The sequence below is a fragment of the Aldersonia sp. NBC_00410 genome (assembly GCF_026342035.1).
Lineage (GTDB): Bacteria > Actinomycetota > Actinomycetes > Mycobacteriales > Mycobacteriaceae > Aldersonia.
In genome coordinates, this window is record NZ_JAPENM010000003.1 from 204427 (window position 1) to 223042 (window position 18616).

The following is an 18616-nucleotide window of genomic DNA, read 5'->3' on the forward strand; positions in this document are numbered from 1 at the left end:
ATCGGATACCAGTGCGCGACTTCACCTGCTCCAACTGTGGTCAGGAGCTTTCGTTCGAGAACTCGGTTTGCCTCAAGTGCGGCAGCCAACTCGGCTTCAGTTTGGCCGAGAAGACGCTGGTCGTGATCGGCAAACCGGCAGACCCGAATGCGCCGGCAGGCATCACCGGTGAGGTGGATGCGGAGAAGTTCCGGCTGTGCGACAACCTGCATGTCGCACGCTGCAACTGGCTGATCGCCGCCGACGACGAGGAAGGCCTGTGCGCGTCGTGCCGGCTGACCACGACGCGGCCGAGCGACGACGACGCCAAAGCGCTCCCTGCCTTCGCCGACGCGGAGGCGGCCAAGCGGCGCCTCGTGCTCGAACTCGTCGAACTCGGGTTGCCCATCGTCGACCGCGAGCAGGACCCCGAGACGGGGCTGGCGTTCGACCTGCTGTCCAGCCGGGACGAGAACGTGATCACCGGGCACGCGGACGGTGTCATCACCCTCGACCTCGCCGAGGGCGACGACGTGCACCGCGAACAGTTGCGGGTGTCGATGGCCGAGCCGTACCGGACGCTGCTCGGGCATTTCCGCCATGAGGTCGGTCACTACTACTTCACGGTGCTGATCGACTCGGACGGGAATCGCGCCCGCTTCGAGCAGCTGTTCGGCGATCCCGACGCCAGCTATCAGGACGCGCTCGACCGGCATTACAGCGAAGGTGCCCCGGAGGGCTGGGAGGAGAAGTATGTCTCCTCGTATGCCACCATGCACGCCGCCGAGGACTGGGCCGAGACGTTCGCGCACTATCTGCATATCCGCGACACCCTCGACACTGCAGCAGCTTTCGGTCTCGCGCCCGCGGGTGCGACCTTCGACCGGCCGGCACCGGGCCCGGCGGGCTTCGACAAGATCATCGAGCTGTGGCTGCCGCTGTCCTGGTCGCTGAACATGGTGAATCGGTCGATGGGCCACCACGACCTCTACCCGTTCGTCCTCCCCGAGCCGGTCCTGGAGAAGATGCGGTTCGTGCACGAGGTGATCACCGCGACCCAGGCGGCGGGGATCGCCGAAGAATTCACCGTGTAGGTTGATCCGGCGAGTAGCTGCGTAACGGAAAATAACCTGTTGCGCAGCTACTTTCGTCCGATACGTTCGGTGCGCAGCTGGGCCACCTCGGCGATCTCGAGGGGCGCGAGTTCCTCGATGCCGACGGCGCGGGCCAGCAGGAGATCGGCGAGTTCCGGGTTGCGCGCCAGCGCGGGGCCGTGCATGTACGTGCCGATGACCGAGCCCTGCACAACGCCCTCATGCCCGTCGCCGACACCGTTGCCGACACCGCGGGAAACACGACCCAGTGCGCTCGCATCCGGTCCGAGAGTCGTTCCGCCCCGGTGATTTTCGAACCCGGTGAGCGGCGAGCTCAAGCCGTCGAGCAGCGGGGTGGTGAGCACCTCGCCGATCGAGCGGGTGGCCTGCGGCGCAGTGGTCACGTCGAACATCGACACGCCGTCCACGCGTTCGCCCGCCGAGGTCTCGTACCAGTGCCCGAGCACCTGGATCGCCGCACAGATGGCCAGCACCGGCGCACCGCGTTCTGCCGCCCGCTGTAGGCCGGGATACCGCTGCAGGTGCCGGGTGGCGAGGCGCTGGGCGTAGTCCTCCGCGCCGCCGAGGGTGTAGATGTCGAGCGAATCGGGGACCGGATCGTTCAGGGTGATCTCCACGATCTCGGCGTCGTAGCCGCGCATCCGCATGCGTTGGCGCAGCACGAGTGCGTTGCCGCCGTCGCCGTAGGTGCCCATCACGTCGGGCAACACGAGCCCGATCCGGAACGTGGACTCAGACATGCGCACCCTCGCGAAGCATTCGGCGAGTCTACGACGGGCCGCGACTCGTGACGGAATCGAGACCGTATCGGTGATCGGCGGCGTTCGCAGACCCTAATCTGTGACTTTGGGGTCGCCGTCCTTTCCAAGCCCGGCTGACTCGCTACGGAGGTAGCCGACCATGCCGCAACGCACGCTGGTGACGACCCTGTCGATTCTCGCCCTCGTCGGCGGCCTCGCGATTCCCCTTGCGGGTCCCGCCCAGGCACAGCCATGCGCGGCGGGTTCCGGTAGTTCCGGGTCGTCCGGCAGCGGGCTCAGCGCAGGATCGAGCGGCAGCACCGACATCGGCTCCGGATCGGACCTCAGCACCGGGTCGGCTGGCTCGGCGGGCGCGCCGGGACACGGGCGCGGGCAGGCCAGGGATCAAGGTCCGCTGCCCGTCCTGAATGGAAACACTCAGACGATCGAATGGGTGACCGGCCCGCGCAGCCCGAATCACACCGACACCCGATTCGGCATCTCGGGGACCGACCTCGGGATCGCCTGGGACAACGGCGGTGTGGGCGCGCAGCGGCAAGTCCTGCTCGCCTTCGGCGACAGCTTCGGCGATTGCGGTACCGAGACGCAGGAGTGGCGCAACAATGTGCTGCTGCGCAGCACCGATGAGAATCTCGCCGACGGCATCGACATTCTCGACCCGCAGTACGGAAACCCTTATGCCGGTAGCCCGGTCGAGGCGGACCGGCCGAACTTCTCCCGCCAGATCATCGCGAGCCTCAACCTGTACCCCGAGACCACCATCATCCCGACCGCCGGAGTTTCGGTGGGCACCACGCAGTACATCAACTACATGTCGGTCCGAACCTGGGATACACCCGGCCGGTGGACAACCAACTTCTCTGCGATTGCAACGTCGCCCGACAACGGCGAGACGTGGACAACCGAGCCCGGCACCATCCGGGTGAATGAACCGTTGGACGTGCTTGCCGCATTCCAACAGACCTCGCCGGGCAATGAGAATTTCCAGATGCAGGCGTATCTGCGTCGTGACGGGTTCGTCTACGGATTCGGCACGCCGAACGGCAGATTCGGTGCCGCGCGCGTCTCGCGCGTGCCGGAGGCGCAGATACTCGACCTCAACGCCTACACATACTGGAACGGTTCGGCGTGGGTGCCGGACGTGCTCAACGCCGTCGACGTCATCGGCGCACCGGTGAGTGAGATGTCGGCGGCGTGGAGCCAGTACCTCGGGCGCTACGTCGCGTTGTTCGTCAACGAACCGGCCGCACAGGTCGAGATGTGGACCTCGTCGGCGCCCGAGGGACCGTGGAGCTTCGGGCGGGTCCTGTTCAACGGTGCGCAGATGCTCGGCGGTTTCTACGCGCCGTTCATTCACCCCTGGTCCGACGGCAACTGGCTGTACTTCACCTTGTCGCGCTGGTCCGACTACAACGTGATGCTGGTGCGCACGGACCTGGATGCGTTGCGCTAGTCGAAACCCGATTGCTCACGGATTGCTCGAAAGCGCATTACTGTGCTTCACATGGGCGCGATGAGTTCGCTGGTGCGCGGGGGAATGGTGATTCTCGTTGTTTGCGCGGGCGCGGTGCCGCTCGCGTCGCACGCGGTTGCGCAAGGCGGTTGTCCTGCCGGCAGTGGCAGCAATGGTTGGGGTAGCGGTGGATCCAGCGACAGCGGCAATGGCAGCGGATCCAATGGCAGTAGAAGTGGCAGTGGGTCAAACAGCAGTGGATCCAACGACAGTGGATCCAGCGGTAGCTCGATTGGATCCAGCGGCAGCGGATACAGCGGTAGCGGGCTGAGTGCGGATTCGGTCAATTGGTTGCCCGGCAGTGCCGGCTCGTTCGGGAGTTCCAACCACTCGAACCCGAACCCGAACGATCAAGGCCCGCTACCCGTGCTGCGCGGTGCTACCGAGACGGTGGCTTGGGTCACCGGCCCGGCCAGTCCGAACAACACGGCGGAACGGTTCGGGATCACCGGCACCGATCTAGGCATCTCGTGGGATAACGGAGCGAGCGGCGCACAGCACCAAATTCTCATGGCGTTCGGGGACACCGTCGGTAACTGCGTCGCGCCCGGCGGCGAATGGCGCAGCAATGTGCTGTTGCGTAGCGCCGACGTCGAACTCTCCGACGGGATCGACATCCCGAATCCACAGTATGGCAACCCCATCGGCGGCAGTCCGGTGTCCGCGCAGCGCCCTGATTTCGCGCGACAGATCGTCGCCAGCCTCGGATTTGCGCCGTTCGAGGTCACGGTGATTCCGACCGCTGGTATCGCGGTCGGAGACACGCAATACATCAGCTACACCTCCGTGCGGGAGTGGGGCGCTCCCGGGCACTGGACGACGAACTTTTCCGCAATCGCCTACTCGATCGACAACGGTGAGACATGGACGACCGACCCCGCCACCGTCCGCGTCAACGTGCCCGTTGGCGCGCTGACCGGCTTCCAGCAGATCGCCCCTGGTAATGACAACTTCCAGCTGCAGGCCTATCTGCGCAAGGACGGGTTCGTTTACGGCTTTGGCACCCCCAACGGTCGTTTCGGTGCCCCGCGCGTCTCGCGCGTTCCCGAGACCCAGATCCGCGACCTCGGTGCGTATCGGTACTGGAACGGGTCGGATTGGGTCGTCGGCGCCGGCAACGCGGTCGATGTGATCGGAGCGCCGGTCGGGGAAATGTCCGCGTCGTGGAGTCCATATCTGAACAAGTACGTCGCGCTGTTCAGGAATGAACCCACCGCACAGGTCGAACTGTGGTCCGCCGACGCACCGCAGGGTCCGTGGACGCGCGACAAGGTGCTGTTCAACGCAGTGGACCTGCCGGGTGCCTTCTATGCGCCGTTCATTCATCCGGCATCGGCGGGCAACTGGCTCTATTTCACGCTGTCGTTGTGGGAGGGCTACAACGTCATGCTCGTCCGCACCGATCTCGACGCGCTGCCGTAGCGGTCAGCCGGCGCCGGTCTCCAACGCGCGGTTGAGATCTCGGAAGGCGGTGTAGTTGGCCAGCACCTCGACGCGGCCGGGCGGGCAGGTGGCAATCGCGCGCACCGGATCCTTGACGAGCGTGTGTTCGACGCCCGCGTAGGTGAGCCGCACGCCGAGGTCGGTGCCGCGTTCGCCCGCCGCGACCACCTGCACGCCCTCGAAATGCTCGAAGCGCACATCCCACAGCCAGGACAGATCCTCACCGTCGGGCACCTGCCCGTTCACCGCGATCACAAGGCCGTCGACGGTGGGATCGATCATCGACAGCGCTTCCTGCCAGCCGGCGGGGTTCTTGGCCAGCAGCATACGAATCGAGTGCGGACCGACCTGCGTGGTGCGGTAGCGGCCGGCGACCTCGTCGACAGTTGATGCGGCAGCGACTGCCGCGCCGGGGTCGGCGCCGAGTGCGACGGCGGCGGCGACGGCCTGCGCCGCGTTGCCCCGATTCGCTCTGCCCGGCAGCGTCAGTTTCATCGGGAGGACCAATCCCTCGGGGCCGTACAGGGTCTCCTCGTCCACCCACCAGTGCGGCGTCGGCCGGGCGAAGTCGGTGCCGGTGCTGTACCAGTGCTGGTATGCGGTGCCGTGTTCGTCGGTGCGGTTCTCCCAGGCGATCGGCTCGCCGCTGCGCGGGCAACTCGTCGCGTCCAACCCCCAGCCGCTCCCCGCCGCCACCCACACGACGTTGGTCGAGTCGTAGGCAGCCGAGGTCATCAGCACGTCGTCGCAGTTCGCCACGACGACGGCATCGGGGTGCCGTGCCAGGCCGGCGCGCAGCCTGCGCTCGATCATGTTGATTTCACCGACTCGATCGAGCTGATCGCGGCTGAGGTTGAGCAACACGATCGACTCGGGCGCAACGGCGTCGGACACATGCGGCAGATGCAGCTCGTCGACCTCGATGGCCGCGAGGTCGGCCTCGGGATGCACGCTGAGCGCCGCGACGATGCCGGCATCCATGTTGGCGCCGTCGGCCTGGGTCGCCACCGGGCCGAGTGTGGCCAGCGCGGCCGCGGTCATTCGGGTGGTGGTCGATTTGCCGTTGGTGCCCGTGATCAGCACGGTGCGGCGCCCCCGACCGAGCTGGCTCATCAGCGTCGGATCGATCTTGAGCGCGATCAGGCCTCCGATCATCGACCCCTTGCCGCGCCCGGCTTTTTGCGATGCCCACGATGCGGCCTTCGCCGCGCGCAGCGCGATCCGGCCCCGCCGGGTGATCGCCTCGGTCCGCGTCGGATATCCGCCGTTTGCACGCCACTGCACCCGGCGAGTCTGTCATCCGCTTCGGGCAGGTGTCGAACCGGAGGCGCGCGTGCGTGTGAGCAAGGTCTCGCGGGCCATGCAGGTGGTTCGCTAGCGCTTCGCATGCTGGGCCGATTGACCACATCGTGACGTAACTTATGGACCAGCGGTCCTGATAGACACCTCTGTCTATGAACTCGGCATGAGAATCATGACTAACTTATTGCGCGACCGGGGATATCGAACGGGGCCATGAAACCAACGGGAGGTTCGATGAAATCCAAGCGGGCAACAGCGATCGGGAGCGGGTTCGCGGCGCTCGTCATCGCGGCATCGACATCGGTAGGCGTCGCCGGCGCGGACCCGAATATTCAGATACCCGGCGTCGACGACGGCCTGCCGAACTGTGCGGTGCTCAACCTGCATGCGTTCGCCGGGTACATCGGCACCGGTGACGCGCAGCCGCCGCGCGCGATGGACGAGGACTTCGCGGCGCCGCGGTCGGGTGACTGGTGCAATACGAACGTCGGCTACTCGACCACGCAGTACGGACCGGGCGGGGTCACCCAGATCAATCCGCCGACAGTGGACGGGCTCTTCCCGTACAACAACGCGGAGATTCTGCCGAAACCCGGTTTCGTACCCGGCATGACGATGACCTACGACATCAAGGGCGCGCCGGATATGGTCGGGCACAACGGCACTGCCGGCTGGGGCATTTCCAATCGCACCATCGACCCGGTTTCACTCGAGGTCGCCTGGTTCATGTACAACGGCTCGCACGGCCTCGTCGGTGCGGCCAGCGAACTGACCCGCCCGATCTTCAATGTGCTCGGCACCGAGTTGCCGCGTGGGTTCTTCCTCATGGTCAAGCGCGCCGGTCAGTTGTATCCGCAAGTCAAGCTGCTCGATCCGGCACTGCTGGCCGGCGACCACGCCTACGCGGTGAAGCTCGGCGATGAGTACGTCGACTTCTTCGTCGACGGGCAGAACGTCGGTGCGTTCCGGAACCCACCGGCGGGCAAGGGAATCGACATCGGACAGCAGCCGCTGCCGCTGATGGGTCAGATGTGGCTGGACGGCAGTTACTGGTTCCCGCTGCCGATCCCGGAATACAACGACCACGAACAGCGGCTCACGATGACGAGGTACCGGCAGGGGCCGAGCGAGTCGACCCCACTCACCTAGATGCGCGCCGCGGCATCAGGTAGATCCCGATGCGTTCGCGGGTCCACCACGCGCCGGTGCGGCGGCGCTCGGCCCGGTCCGTGAAGTGGTACTCGTAGAGCACGGCGCGGACCCGGTCGGGCGGCCGGCCCGGAAACGGGTTGCCACGCAATAGTTTCAGCGTGGTCTTGTCGTTATCGAGCAGCCGGTCCGCCAGGATCGGCAGCCAGCCCCGCGCATACTCCGGTGACAGGGCGGCGAACCACATCAGCCAGTCCAGGCGCAGGTGATAGGGCGCGAACTGGCGCGGCCGGCGCTGCGGGTCGACAGGTTTTCCCTTGAACGGGTACTGTTTCCACTCCGGTTCGGTGCCGTGCGTGCCGTCGTAGCAGCCCTCGATCACCACCTCGAATCGGGTGCGAGTGACCCGGCCGAACGCGCCGTAGGTGTTGACCAGGTGCAGCTTGTCGAAACTGGCGTTCATCGCCTGATGTGACGACAGCAGGTTGCGCACGGGTCGGTAGCTGAGCACCGCGACGAACGCGGTGAGCGCGACGGTCAGTGCGATGAACCAGTGCGGCGGCGCGCCGAGGTCCGGCGCGGACACGGGTAGGGCTGCATACCAGGAACCCGGGATCACCGACAAGCCGAGCACGATGGTGATTGCGTTGAGCCACGCGAAGTTTCCGCTCACGCACAGCCACAGTTGGGTCGCCACCATCAGCGCCGCGGCGACACCGGCCACCGGTTGCGGCGCGAACAGACCGAACGGCACGACGAGTTGCACGACATGGTTGCCCGCCGCCTCGACCCGGTGCAGCGGCTTGGGCAGATGGTGGAAATACCAGCTGAGCGGATTCGGCATCGGCTGGGTTTCGTGGTGGTAATACAGGCAGGTCAGATTGCGCCAGCACGGGTCGCCGCGGATCTTGATCAGGCCGGCACCGAACTCGACGCGGAACAGCACCCAACGCAGCAGCCACAACACCAGCACCGGCGGCTCGGTGGCGGCGGGCCCGAGAAATATTGCCAGGAAACCGACTTCGAGGAGCAGGGACTCCCAGCCGAAGCCGTACCAGATCTGCCCGATGTTGACGATGGACAGATACAGCACCCACAGCAGCGCCCACATCGCCATACAGACGGGTAGCGGGAGCCGATCCCACAGACCGACGAGCGCACCGAGCGACAGCGCGACGCCGAACCACGCCACGATCGCGAAACGCCGGTCGGAATAGCGCAGCGTGAATAGGCTGGGCACCTGCCGCAACGTGCGGCCGCGCAGGAATCGCGGCGCCGGAGTGAGTCCGTGCTCGCCGATCAGCGCGCGGAATTGGTTTGCCGCAGTGAGGAAGGCGACCAGGTACACCAGGCCGAGCCCGCGCTGGAACACCCAGCGGCTCGGCCAGTATCCGGGGTCGGAGAACCAGTCCACGGCATCGGCTCCTCTGCTTGAGCCTACTTCGGTGGCTCGGTCGTCGAACGGCTAAACGAGGACCGAAGTTTGTCGGTGGGCCGCGATAGCGTTTGAACATGCATTCAGGGGTGGCTACCGCAGGCGTGCTGGACGCGCTCGATTCTGCGGTGTCCGCCGCTTCGGATCTGGACTTCGGGGCCATGTCGAGTCCGGAGCTGCTGGAGGTGCTACGGCGGCTGGAGTCGGTGGCCCGAAAGCAGTCGGGTGTGGGCCACGAGGTGCTGTGCCGCTTGCGGGAGCAGCGAATCCCCGACGATTTCGGTGGCGAGCATTCGCATCAGGTGGTGGCGGATGCGTTGCGGATCAACCGGACTGAGGCGAAGCGGCGGTTCAATACTGCTGAACAGCTCGCGACTCGGTCCTCCTTCACCGGCGAGCCGCTGGAACCGGAGCTACCCGCCACTGCCGCCGCCGTACGGGAGGGCGTGCTCGGTGACGGGCATGTGCAGGTGATCCGGTCGTTTCTGCAACACCTGCCGGTGGCGGTCGATGCGGGAACGAGGGAGCAGGCCGAAGCCCAGCTCGCCGCGTTCGCCGCCACGATGCGACCCGACGAGTTGAAGAAGGTCGCCGAGCGGCTCGCGGCCTACCTGAACCCGGATGGGGAGTTCTCCGACGAGGATCGCGCCCGCAAGCGCGGGATCTGGCTGGGCAAGCAGGGCGCGGATCTGATGAGCAACCTGACGGGGTGGATCGATCCGGAGACGCGGGCGTACCTGGAACCGATCCTGGCCAAACTCGCAGCGCCCGGGATGTGCAATCCGGCGGACGCGTCGCCAGTGGTCGACGGTGAGCCGAACGAGGATGACGCCAAGCGTGATACCCGCTCGATGGGGCAGCGGCAGCACGACGCCCTGAAGGCCATGTGCCGCGCCCTCCTGGCGTCCGGTGAACTGGGTCAGCATCGCGGACTGCCGGTCACTGCGATCGTCTCGACGACTTTGGGTGAGCTGACCGATCTTGCCGGGCCGGCCGCGACGGCGGGCGGATCGATGGTCCCGATTCGGGATCTGATCCGCATGGCCGCCCACGCTTTTCACTATCTGGTGGCCTTCGATGTCGAGGGCCGCATGGTGCACCTGGCGCGGTCCAAGCGGATCGCATCGCCGGATCAGCGGATCGTGCTGCACGCCCGCGACGTCGGTTGCTCGTTCCCCGGCTGCAACGTGCCGGGCTACCTGGCCGAGGCCCACCACGTCCGCGAATGGGCACACGGTGGCGCGACCGACATCGACAACCTAACCCTCGTCTGCCCCGAACACCACAAACTCGCCGGCCCAGGCGCAGACCGGTGGCATTCCCACGAGAGCCGCCGCGGCAGGACCGCGTGGACCCCGCCGTGCCACGTGGATCCGCGACAACGCCCACGTATCAACAGGTTCCACCACCCCAGCGAGATTCTCGTCGGAGATTCCGGGGACGATCCGCCGTGACCTGCGTCAGTCCCACGCCCCCACGGCCAGCACTGTCAGCGACCGAGTCGTTGTTGCACAATAGCTTTCGGCGTCGGTGAGTCCACGGGTCATGGCGCGGACGGCGGTGGAGGCGACGAGGAAGTCGAAGACGGCGGTTGAGCGGCGCTGGAGTTCGGGCGGCGCGAGGCCGGGTAGGGCACGCGCGAGTACGCCCGTGAGCAGCGCTCGCACGTCCTGCTCGGACCGCAGCACCAGGCGTTCGTAGAGCTCGTCGTCGCGGTGATAGGCGGCGAGCAAGCCGGGCAGGGCAGCCCGGGTGACCGGATCGGCCAGCCAGCCGAGGAACGCCCGCGTCCAGCCAAGCAGGTCGTTATGCAGGTCACCGGTCGGCTCGGGCATGGCCGCCGGCTGCGGATGACCGAATGCGGCGTCCTCGATGAGGGCTTCCCTGGTTGCCCAGCGGCGATAGATCGTCGGGGCCCCGACCCGCGCACGGCGGGCGACGGCAACCACCGTCGTTCCCGCGAAACCGGCCTCGACCAGGAGCTCACGAGCGGCGGCGAGCACGGCGGCGTCCTTCGCGGGGTCGCGAGGCCGGCCGATCGGGCTCGCCGTTGTGGTCACGGCAATCAACCTCTCACAACTCTTGCCTTTAGTTACGTTTCACCATATAACGAAAGTATGCTCACACCCCACGACGAATTGCTCAGCCACCAGCTACCGACGACGTTCGACCACGTGTCGCAGAGCGATCTGCGTTGGGTCGAGCGCATCGTCATGTACGGCTTCGACAAGTCCGGCGAGATCAACGTGATGACCGGACTCGCCCGGTTCCCGAACCGCAACGTGATGGATGCCTACGTCATGGTCACCAAACGCAGCGGTGCGACCAGGGTGGTACGGATGTCGACCGAACTCGACGCGTCCGCCGGACCGCTCGGCGCCTATACGGTGGGCCCGTACACCTACTCCATCGAGGAGCCGCTGCAGACCGTACGCGCCGTCCTCGAACCGAACGAGCAGGGACTGAGCTTGGACCTGCGGCTACGCGGCCGGTTCCCCACTTACGAGCAGACCCCGGCGTTCCATCGCAGCCGCGGCCGGGTCAGTGAGGACGCACGCCGGTTCTATCAGAATGGGGTGCTCGAGGGCTGGCTCGAGATCGACGGCGAACGCATCGAAATCGATTCGGACCGTTGGTGGTTCGGTAGGGATCACTCCTGGGGTATCCGCAACGGTCCGGGCGGCGGGAGCCTGCCCGAGGGCACCGAGATGCAGCCGTCCGAGATACCGGACGGCGTTCTCTACTACATGGGCATCTTCGAATTCGACGACGAACTGGTGCATTTCGCGCAGCGCGAGCACAGCAACGGTGAGCGTTGGCAATTCGAGGGCGAGTTGCTCTACCCCACGGACACCGGTCGCGCGCACGGCACGATCATCGACGTGGAGCACGACCTGAAATTCCGCGCCGAGCAGCGCGTGATCAGCGGCGGCAGCTTTACGATCCTGCGCGGCGACCGTAGCCGCAGCACCATCGAGGTCACACCGCTCTGTGATTTCTGGCCGGGACTGGCCGGGTATCAAGAGTTCAACGGCTACGCCTCCGGCTACTGGCGCGGACCGACATTTCTCGACGGATTCGGCATCGACACCACCGATCTCGACGCGATCCGGCCGGTGTCCTTCCTCAGCGAGACCCTGTGCGAGGTGCGGATGGACGGCAAGGTGGGGCATGGCCTGGTCGAAATGGTGTTCATGGGCGCATATCCGCGCTACGGCTACACGGGGTGGTGAGCGAGGTGCCGCCCGCCGTCGGTCGAGTAGCTGTCGCAGATCTGCCGGCTGCGCTGGAGCCGATCGTACGCACCCGGATCCCCGGCGCCCAGAGCGCCCGGATCGCCGCCTGGCGTCCTGCGCCGCAAGGGTTCTCGACCGAGACATTCCTCTTCGACGTCGAGGGTATTGCCGGCCCGGACGGATCGACAACTCTGCCACTGGTGTTTCGACGGCCACCCGAGCATGCCGTGCTGCCGGACTTCGACCTGCGCCGCCAGTTCCTCACGATGCAACGGTTGGCGCCCTCGCCGATGCCGGTGCCGGAGGTGCTCTGGATCGACACCGACCCGGCCCCGCTCGGCACGCCCTACTTCGTGATGCGCCGCATCGAGGACATCGTCTGCGTCAGTGACGTGCCGCCCTACCATCAGGCCGGGATCTTCGCCGACGCCGACGAGGCCGGCCGGGCCACGCTGTGGAACGGCTGCGTCGACCTGGTCACCACGCTGCACGCGCTCGATCCGGCGGCCTACCGGCTCGGCTTCCTCGACCTCGGCGCGTTCGGCACGACGCCGCCCGAGCGTCTCGTCAACTTTCTGGAATACGGAGTCACGTGGGCAAGCGACGGCGCAGCGCTGCCGCCCGCGTTCGGCCGGGCGATCGACTGGCTGCGACGTAATCTCTATGTGCCCGAACGGGTGACGGTGTGCTGGGGCGACAGCCGAATGTCGAACGTCCTGTACTCGGCCGACCTCGCCCCGGTGGCCGCGCTGGACTGGGAGGTCGCCTATCTCGGCGACCCCGGCGGCGATCTGGCGTGGATGTTTCTCACCGACTGGGTGAGCAGCCCGTTCCCGGATCGTGCGCCGACACCGGGGACGCCGAGTCGCGACGAGACCCTGGACCGCTACGCCGAGCGCATGGGGTATCGGTTGCGCAACATGCACTTTCACGACCTCACGGCAACATTGCTACTGGCGATGCCGCTCATTCGTCTGAACCGCATGTTCGCGAGCGAGGAATTCGATCTCACGCAGATCGGCGTCGACCGGCTCGAGCTGCTGATGGGCGGGGATTAGCCGGACCCCGGTCGCCGCGGCCGCGCCGACGATGACGACGAGACCGCCAAGAATGGTTGTCACACTGGGCTTCTCGTGCAGCACCAGCCATGACACCGTAATCCCGACCACCGGGACGAGCAGCGAGTACGGCGCCACCCGACCGGTAGGATAGCGGCTCAGCAGTGCGCACCAGATCCCCGAACCCGCGATCGTGCCGAACACCACGATGTAGGCCAGGCCGACGAGCGCCGGCCACCCGTGTGGCCCGAACGCGTCGGCGAGCGCGCGCCATCCGGTGGTCGGACCCTCTGTCGAGGCGGAGAGCGCGAGCATGGGCAGCGGTGCCACGACGGTCATCCACAGCGTGAGGTGCAGCGGATTGGGTGCGGCGGCCAGGCGGGAGCCGATGTTGCCGAACGCCCAGCCCAGTCCGCCGAGCAGGGTCAGCGCGACGGGAAGCAGGGTCGCGTGCTCGGCACGGTCCCAGCCGATCAGTGCCATGCCCGCGATGGCCACGGCGAGACCGAGCAGTTGCGTCGGGGTGATCCGCTCGCCGAGCAGCAGTGCCCCGAGTGCCACCGTGAACGGCGCCGAGGATTGCAGCACGAGCGAGGCGAGTCCGGTCGGCATCCCCGCGTTCATGGCGCCGAACAGGAACCCGAACTGCAGGACGCCGAAGCCCGCGCCGTAGAGGATCAGCCAGCGCATCGGCACCTGCGGGCGCGGCACGAAGATGACCACCGGGATCGCGATGACCAGAAACCGCAGTGCCGCGAAGAAGAACGGGGGGAACTGATCGAGCCCGGCGCGGATGGCCAGGAAATTCAGTCCCCAGAGCAGCACGACGAGCAGGGCGAGGTTCCGGTCTCGAGTGGTCACGCCGCCAATCGTGCGGGCACTTCATTGATGAGCACAATCGAATAATTTTGCACACGATATGTAGCATTACTTAATGTTCGACCTTCAGCGGCTTCGTGTCCTGCATGAACTCGCCGATCGCGGCACGGTCGCCGCGACGGCATCGGCGCTGGCGATGACACCCTCGGCGGTATCGCAGCAACTCAAGGTGCTCGCCAAGGAAGCCGGAGTCGCACTGCTCGAACCCGACGGGCGGCGGGTCCGGCTCACCGACGCGGGTCGTGCGCTGGTGCTGCGTGCCGACGAGGTGCTGGCCGCGCTCGACCGCGCCGACGCGGAGATGGCGCTGTACCGCGACGCCCCGCACGGGGTCGTTCGCATCGCGTTGTTCCCCTCGGGGGCCGCTCTGCTGCTGCCCGATGTGCTCGCCGCGCTGGACCGGTCCGCACTCGACGGAACACGGGTACGCGTGCAGGCCAGCGATGAGGATCTCCCACCCACCGCGGTGTCGCAATTGCTCGCGGATTACGACGTCGTGCTCACCCATCGCGACGATCGCACGCCGTTACGGCCCGATCCGCGCGTCGTGGTGCGCACCCTGTTGCGCGAACCGATCGACGTCGTGGTCGGCGCGCAGCATCGCCTCGCAGGCAACGCGGCCGTGCATCCTGCCGAACTGGCCGACGAGGACTGGATCAGCGTGCGCGGCGGGTTCCCGGTGGACGACGTGCTGCTGTCGATCGCCACGGTGACCGGCGTACAGCCGCGGATCACCCAACGACTCAATGACTTCCGCGTCATCGAGAGTCTGGTTGCGGCGAACCGCGGGGTCGCGCTGATGCCGCGCTGGGCGGTCACCGACTCGCGACTGGTGGTGCTTCCGCTGGCCGACGTGCGGGCCGGCCGGGTCTACGAGCTCGCCACCCGCCCGCATGCCGAGCGTCGGCTCGCGGTCGCAGCGGTGCTCGATGCGTTCGCGGCAGCCGTTGCGCCACTTGCCGAGACGGCTGCCGCGCAGTGAGCACGGTGGTCAGTCGGCGTCCGATCGCGCGACCCGGCGCAGCACGTCGAGCACCGGCTCGATGACGGGTGCAGCGTCGGCGGCCAACGATGCCGCGGCCAACTCCACGTCCAGGGTGTCGCCGCGCAGCGGCAGGTAGGTCACACCCGCGATCCCGAGCGATGCGGTGGGTTCCGGTACCACGGCGACGCCGAGCCCGGCGGCGACCAGCGTGACGAGTGTGGAGGTTTCCTCGACTTCGTGGCGCACCTGCGGGACGAAACCGGCGCGGGAGCATACCGAGGCGAGCACGCCGTTCATCACCGATCTACCGTGGCCCGCATAGGAAATGAAGTCGGCCTCGCGCAGCGCGGCAATATCGATCGTCTTCCCCGCGGCGCCGGGGTGCCCGTCGGGGAGCGCGACGATCAGCCGGTCCCGGCGTAGCGATTCGATCCGCAGGTCCGTCGTTGCCAGCGGCGGTCGAAGCAGCGCAAGGCCGATCTCGCCGGACCGGAGCGCCGCGACCTGTGCGGGTGCGAGCATCTCGCCGCGCACGCTCACGTCGAGGTCGGGCAGCTCGTCGCGCAGCGCGCGGACGAGCGTCGGCAGCAGCGAGTAGGTCGCCGACCCGACGCACCCGATGGCGAGGTGGCCACGTCGTCCCTCGGCGATCCGCTGTGCCTGCTCACCGGCCGCATCCACCGCGTCGAGAATGGCCACCGTCCGCGACAGATAGGCCTCGCCGGCAGGGGTCAGCTCGACTCGTCGCGTGGATCGGGTGAGCAGGGCGATGCCAAGTTCGCCCTCGAGCTGCCGAATCTGCTGGGAGAGCGGCGGCTGGGCAATGTGCAGCCGCTCCGCGGCGCGGCCGAAATGAAGTTCCTCGGCGACCGCGCGGAAGTACCGCAGATGCCTGAGCTCCATGCGGATTGATATTACGTACATATCAATAGGCGGCAAATGGATACTTCTCAATATCGCTGCACATTCATATCGTGGAGGCATGACCACCTCCGCGCCTGTTGTCATCTGCACACCGCTGCGCACCCCCGTCGGGCGCATGGGGGGAGCGCTCGCATCGCTGACGGTCACCGATCTCGCCACCGCGCTGCTGCGCGAACTCGTCGACCGCACCGGCCTGCGCGAGGGCGACGTCGACGACGTGATCCTCGGCCAGGGCTACCCGAGCGGGGAATCGCCGGCGCTCGGCCGGATCGCCGCCCTCGATGCCGGTCTCGGTACCGGCGTGCCCGGCATGCAGGTGGACCGCCGCTGCGGCTCCGGGTTGCAGGCGGTGCTCATCGGTGCCGCCGCCGTCGCGACGGGCGGCGCGCGGCTCGTCATCGCAGGCGGCGCGGACTCGATGTCCAACGTCGAGCACTACGCCCTCGGGCTGCGCACCGGGGTGAAGCAGGGTGGCATCGAACTGATGGACCGCCTGGACCGAGCGCGGGCCACTGCGGGCGGTGCGTCGCATCCGGTCACCGGCGGGATGATCGAGACCGCCGAAAACCTGCGCGTCCGCTACGGAATCAGCCGCGCCGAACAGGACGAACTCGCGCTGGAATCGCATCGGCGCGCCCTCGCGGCCCAGGAGGCCGGTCGCTTCGCCGACGAACTCGTCCCGGTGACCGTGCCCGGCCGGCGCGGACGCCCCGATGTCACCGTGGATCGCGACGAACATCCGCGCGCCGACCTCACCCTGGCCAAGCTGAACGGGCTGCGGCCGGTTCGGCAGAAACTCGATCCGGAAGCGACGGTCACTGCGGGTAACGCCTCAGGGCAGAACGACGGCGCGGCAATGTGCGTGGTCACCACGCTCGACGAGGCGGAGCGGCGCGGCCTGACGCCGCTGCTGGCCCTGCGCTCCTGGGCCGTATCGGGTTGCGACCCGGCCACGATGGGACTCGGGCCGGTGGGCTCCACGGCCGCGGCGCTCGAACGCGCGGGACTCACGCTCGACGACATCGACCTGATCGAGCTGAATGAGGCGTTCGCAGCACAGGTGCTCGCGGTGCTCGCCGAGTGGAAACTCGACGCCGCCGATGATCGACTTAACCCCAATGGTTCCGGCATCTCGCTCGGCCATCCGATCGGTGCGACCGGTGCGCGCATCCTCGCGACCGCAGCCTACGAAGCGCGCCGCCGTGATGCGCGATACGTGCTGGAGACGATGTGCATCGGCGGCGGTCAGGGCCTCGCCGCGGTCTTCGAGGCGGTGCGATGAGCGCGGTCGACGTCGCGGCGGTCGTCACCGGCCGCGCCGACGGACCCGTTGTCGTGCTGTCCAATTCGCTCGGCTCGACGCACCGGATGTGGGACGCGCAGCTCGAAGCGCTGGAGGAACGTTTCCGTGTCGTCCGCTACGACACCCGCGGCCACGGCGCGTCGCCGGTACCGACGGGCCCGTACTCGATCGACGATCTCGCCGACGACCTGATCGCCCTGCTCGACCGGCTCGGCATCGAGTCCGCACATCTCGTTGGTCTCTCGCTTGGCGGCATGACGGCGATGCGGGCCGCCGCCTGCTATCCGCACCGGGTGAACCGCATGGTCCTGCTGTGCACGGGTGCGCAGTTGCCGCCGTCTTCGGCCTGGACCGACCGGGCCGACACGGTCCGCGCGCACGGCACCTCCGCGGTCGCCGAAGCGGTCGTCGGGCGCTGGTTCACCGCGGAATACCTTGCCGCACAGCCGGATCGTAAGCGGTACTACGAACAGATGGTCGCCGCCACACCGCCGGAGGGATACGCCTCGTGCTGCGCTGTGATCGCCGACATGGACCTGCGCCCCGACCTGCCGACCATCAAGGCGCCGACGCTCGCGATCGCCGGCGCCGACGACGTGGCGACACCGCCGGCAAAACTCGCCGAGATCGCCGACACGGTGGTCAATGGCCGGCTGCTCGTCGTTCCGCACTCCGGGCATCTGGCCAATGCCGAACAGCCACAGACGATCACCCCCGCGATCCGCACTCACCTGGAGCAGCAATGACTGTCGACAAACTCGTCGCCTCGCCCGCCGCGGCGGTGGCGGCGATCCCGGATGGCGCAAGCCTCGCGGTCGGCGGATTCGGTCTCGCCGGTATCCCGTGGTTCCTCATCGAAGCGCTGCTCGAGCAGGGCGCCGGTGATCTCACCATCGTCTCCAACAACTGCGGTGTCGACGGTGCCGGCCTCGGACTGCTGTTGGAGGCCCGCAAGATTCGCAAGGTCATTGCCTCCTACATCGGCGAGAACAAGGAATTCGGCCGCCAGTTTCTGGCCGGCGAGGTGACCGTGGAGCTCACCCCGCAGGGCACGCTCGCCGAACGACTTCGCGCCGGTGGCAGCGGCATCGGTGCGTTCTACACACCTACCGGAGTGGGCACGGTGGTCGCAGAGGGTGGGTTGCCATGGCGGTACAACTCCGACGGGACCGTCGCGCTCGCCTCACCGCCGAAGGAGGTCCGCCGCTTCTTCGGCAAGGAGATGGTGCTCGAGGAGGCGATCGTCACCGACTTCGCGCTGATCCGGGCAGCGGTCGTGGACAAGGCGGGCAATTGCAAGTTCCATGCCGCCGCACAGAATTTCAACCCACCGGCGGCGATGTCGGGTCGGATGACCATCGTCGAGGCCGAGAAGGTCGTGGAGGTCGGCGAATTGGCCCCCGACGAGATCCACCTCTCGGGCATCTTCGTCAAGAGCATCGTCGGGCTCACCCCGGAGCAGGCCGCCCGCAAGGAAATCGAACAGCGCACCGTACGGGCGCGTCCCGAACAACTCGCACACCAGTAGAGGGAG

The 18616-nt window shown here is 67.2% G+C and carries 17 protein-coding genes; 11 read left to right on the forward strand and 6 right to left on the reverse strand.

Annotation, left to right across the window (positions count from 1 at the left end; all coding sequences use genetic code 11):
- Window positions 1-11: 11 nt before the first annotated feature.
- On the forward strand, window positions 12-1073 hold the full coding sequence (locus OG921_RS07885) for a putative zinc-binding metallopeptidase (protein ID WP_266111824.1): 1062 nt from the start codon (window positions 12-14) through the stop codon (window positions 1071-1073).
- 47 nt (window positions 1074-1120) lie between these two features.
- On the opposite strand, the gene OG921_RS07890 is transcribed toward OG921_RS07885, so the two are convergent.
- Entirely contained in the window at window positions 1121-1834 is a 714-nt protein-coding gene (locus tag OG921_RS07890) for a type 1 glutamine amidotransferase (protein ID WP_266111825.1), read from the reverse strand.
- A gap of 160 nt (window positions 1835-1994) precedes the next feature.
- Here OG921_RS07890 and OG921_RS07895 point away from each other — a divergent pair, with 160 nt between their 5' ends.
- Window positions 1995-3308: a DUF4185 domain-containing protein gene (locus tag OG921_RS07895; RefSeq protein WP_266111826.1), complete on the forward strand. Its 1314-nt coding sequence runs from the start codon at window positions 1995-1997 to the stop codon at window positions 3306-3308.
- A 351-nt stretch (window positions 3309-3659) separates the two neighbouring features.
- Window positions 3660-4790 carry a DUF4185 domain-containing protein gene (locus tag OG921_RS07900; RefSeq protein WP_266111827.1) on the forward strand — a complete coding sequence of 377 codons (1131 nt, stop codon included), beginning with the start codon at window positions 3660-3662 and terminating at the stop codon, window positions 4788-4790.
- A 3-nt stretch (window positions 4791-4793) separates the two neighbouring features.
- Here OG921_RS07900 and OG921_RS07905 read toward each other — a convergent pair whose 3' ends face one another.
- Window positions 4794-6095 carry a Mur ligase family protein gene (locus tag OG921_RS07905; RefSeq protein ID WP_266111828.1) on the reverse strand — a complete coding sequence of 434 codons (1302 nt, stop codon included), beginning with the start codon at window positions 6093-6095 and terminating at the stop codon, window positions 4794-4796.
- Between the two features lie 252 nt (window positions 6096-6347).
- On the opposite strand from OG921_RS07905, the gene OG921_RS07910 reads away from it, so the two are divergent.
- On the forward strand, window positions 6348-7262 hold the full coding sequence (locus tag OG921_RS07910) for a hypothetical protein (protein WP_266111829.1): 915 nt from the start codon (window positions 6348-6350) through the stop codon (window positions 7260-7262).
- Here OG921_RS07910 and OG921_RS07915 read toward each other — a convergent pair.
- A complete protein-coding gene (locus OG921_RS07915) occupies window positions 7255-8676 on the reverse strand; it encodes a lipase maturation factor family protein (protein ID WP_266111830.1) in 1422 nt (473 codons plus the stop codon). The genes OG921_RS07910 and OG921_RS07915 overlap by 8 nt on opposite strands.
- A gap of 98 nt (window positions 8677-8774) precedes the next feature.
- Between OG921_RS07915 and OG921_RS07920 the strand changes: the two genes are divergently transcribed.
- Window positions 8775-10151, forward strand: a complete 1377-nt coding sequence (locus OG921_RS07920) for an HNH endonuclease signature motif containing protein (RefSeq protein WP_266111831.1) — start codon at window positions 8775-8777, stop codon at window positions 10149-10151.
- Between the two features lie 6 nt (window positions 10152-10157).
- Here the strand turns inward: OG921_RS07920 and OG921_RS07925 are convergent, their stop codons facing one another.
- Window positions 10158-10757, reverse strand: a complete 600-nt coding sequence (locus OG921_RS07925) for a TetR-like C-terminal domain-containing protein (RefSeq protein WP_266111832.1) — start codon at window positions 10755-10757, stop codon at window positions 10158-10160.
- Between the two features lie 57 nt (window positions 10758-10814).
- Between OG921_RS07925 and OG921_RS07930 the strand changes: the two genes are divergently transcribed.
- Window positions 10815-11930 (forward strand): hypothetical protein, encoded by a 1116-nt coding sequence (locus tag OG921_RS07930; RefSeq protein WP_266111833.1) that lies wholly within the window; start codon window positions 10815-10817, stop codon window positions 11928-11930.
- Entirely contained in the window at window positions 11927-12991 is a 1065-nt protein-coding gene (locus tag OG921_RS07935) for a phosphotransferase family protein (protein WP_266111834.1), read from the forward strand. Before OG921_RS07930 ends, OG921_RS07935 begins: the two co-directional genes overlap by 4 nt.
- On the opposite strand, the gene OG921_RS07940 is transcribed toward OG921_RS07935, so the two are convergent.
- A complete protein-coding gene (locus tag OG921_RS07940) occupies window positions 12884-13852 on the reverse strand; it encodes an EamA family transporter (RefSeq protein ID WP_266111835.1) in 969 nt (322 codons plus the stop codon). The genes OG921_RS07935 and OG921_RS07940 overlap by 108 nt on opposite strands.
- Before the next feature lie 73 nt (window positions 13853-13925).
- On the opposite strand from OG921_RS07940, the gene OG921_RS07945 reads away from it, so the two are divergent.
- On the forward strand, window positions 13926-14852 hold the full coding sequence (locus OG921_RS07945; RefSeq protein WP_266111836.1) for a LysR family transcriptional regulator: 927 nt from the start codon (window positions 13926-13928) through the stop codon (window positions 14850-14852).
- A 9-nt stretch (window positions 14853-14861) separates the two neighbouring features.
- On the opposite strand, the gene OG921_RS07950 is transcribed toward OG921_RS07945, so the two are convergent.
- A complete protein-coding gene (locus OG921_RS07950; protein ID WP_266111837.1) occupies window positions 14862-15758 on the reverse strand; it encodes a LysR substrate-binding domain-containing protein in 897 nt (298 codons plus the stop codon).
- A gap of 79 nt (window positions 15759-15837) precedes the next feature.
- Here OG921_RS07950 and OG921_RS07955 point away from each other — a divergent pair, with 79 nt between their 5' ends.
- The 3 genes from OG921_RS07955 to OG921_RS07965 are packed head-to-tail and all read left to right on the forward strand — an operon-like array spanning window position 15838 to window position 18610.
- Window positions 15838-17061 carry an acetyl-CoA C-acetyltransferase gene (locus tag OG921_RS07955; protein WP_266111838.1) on the forward strand — a complete coding sequence of 408 codons (1224 nt, stop codon included), beginning with the start codon at window positions 15838-15840 and terminating at the stop codon, window positions 17059-17061.
- A complete protein-coding gene (gene pcaD / locus OG921_RS07960) occupies window positions 17058-17828 on the forward strand; it encodes a 3-oxoadipate enol-lactonase (RefSeq protein WP_266111839.1) in 771 nt (256 codons plus the stop codon). Before OG921_RS07955 ends, pcaD begins: the two co-directional genes overlap by 4 nt.
- A complete protein-coding gene (locus OG921_RS07965) occupies window positions 17825-18610 on the forward strand; it encodes a CoA transferase subunit A (RefSeq protein ID WP_266111840.1) in 786 nt (261 codons plus the stop codon). Before pcaD ends, OG921_RS07965 begins: the two co-directional genes overlap by 4 nt.
- The last annotated feature ends 6 nt before the right edge of the window (window positions 18611-18616 follow it).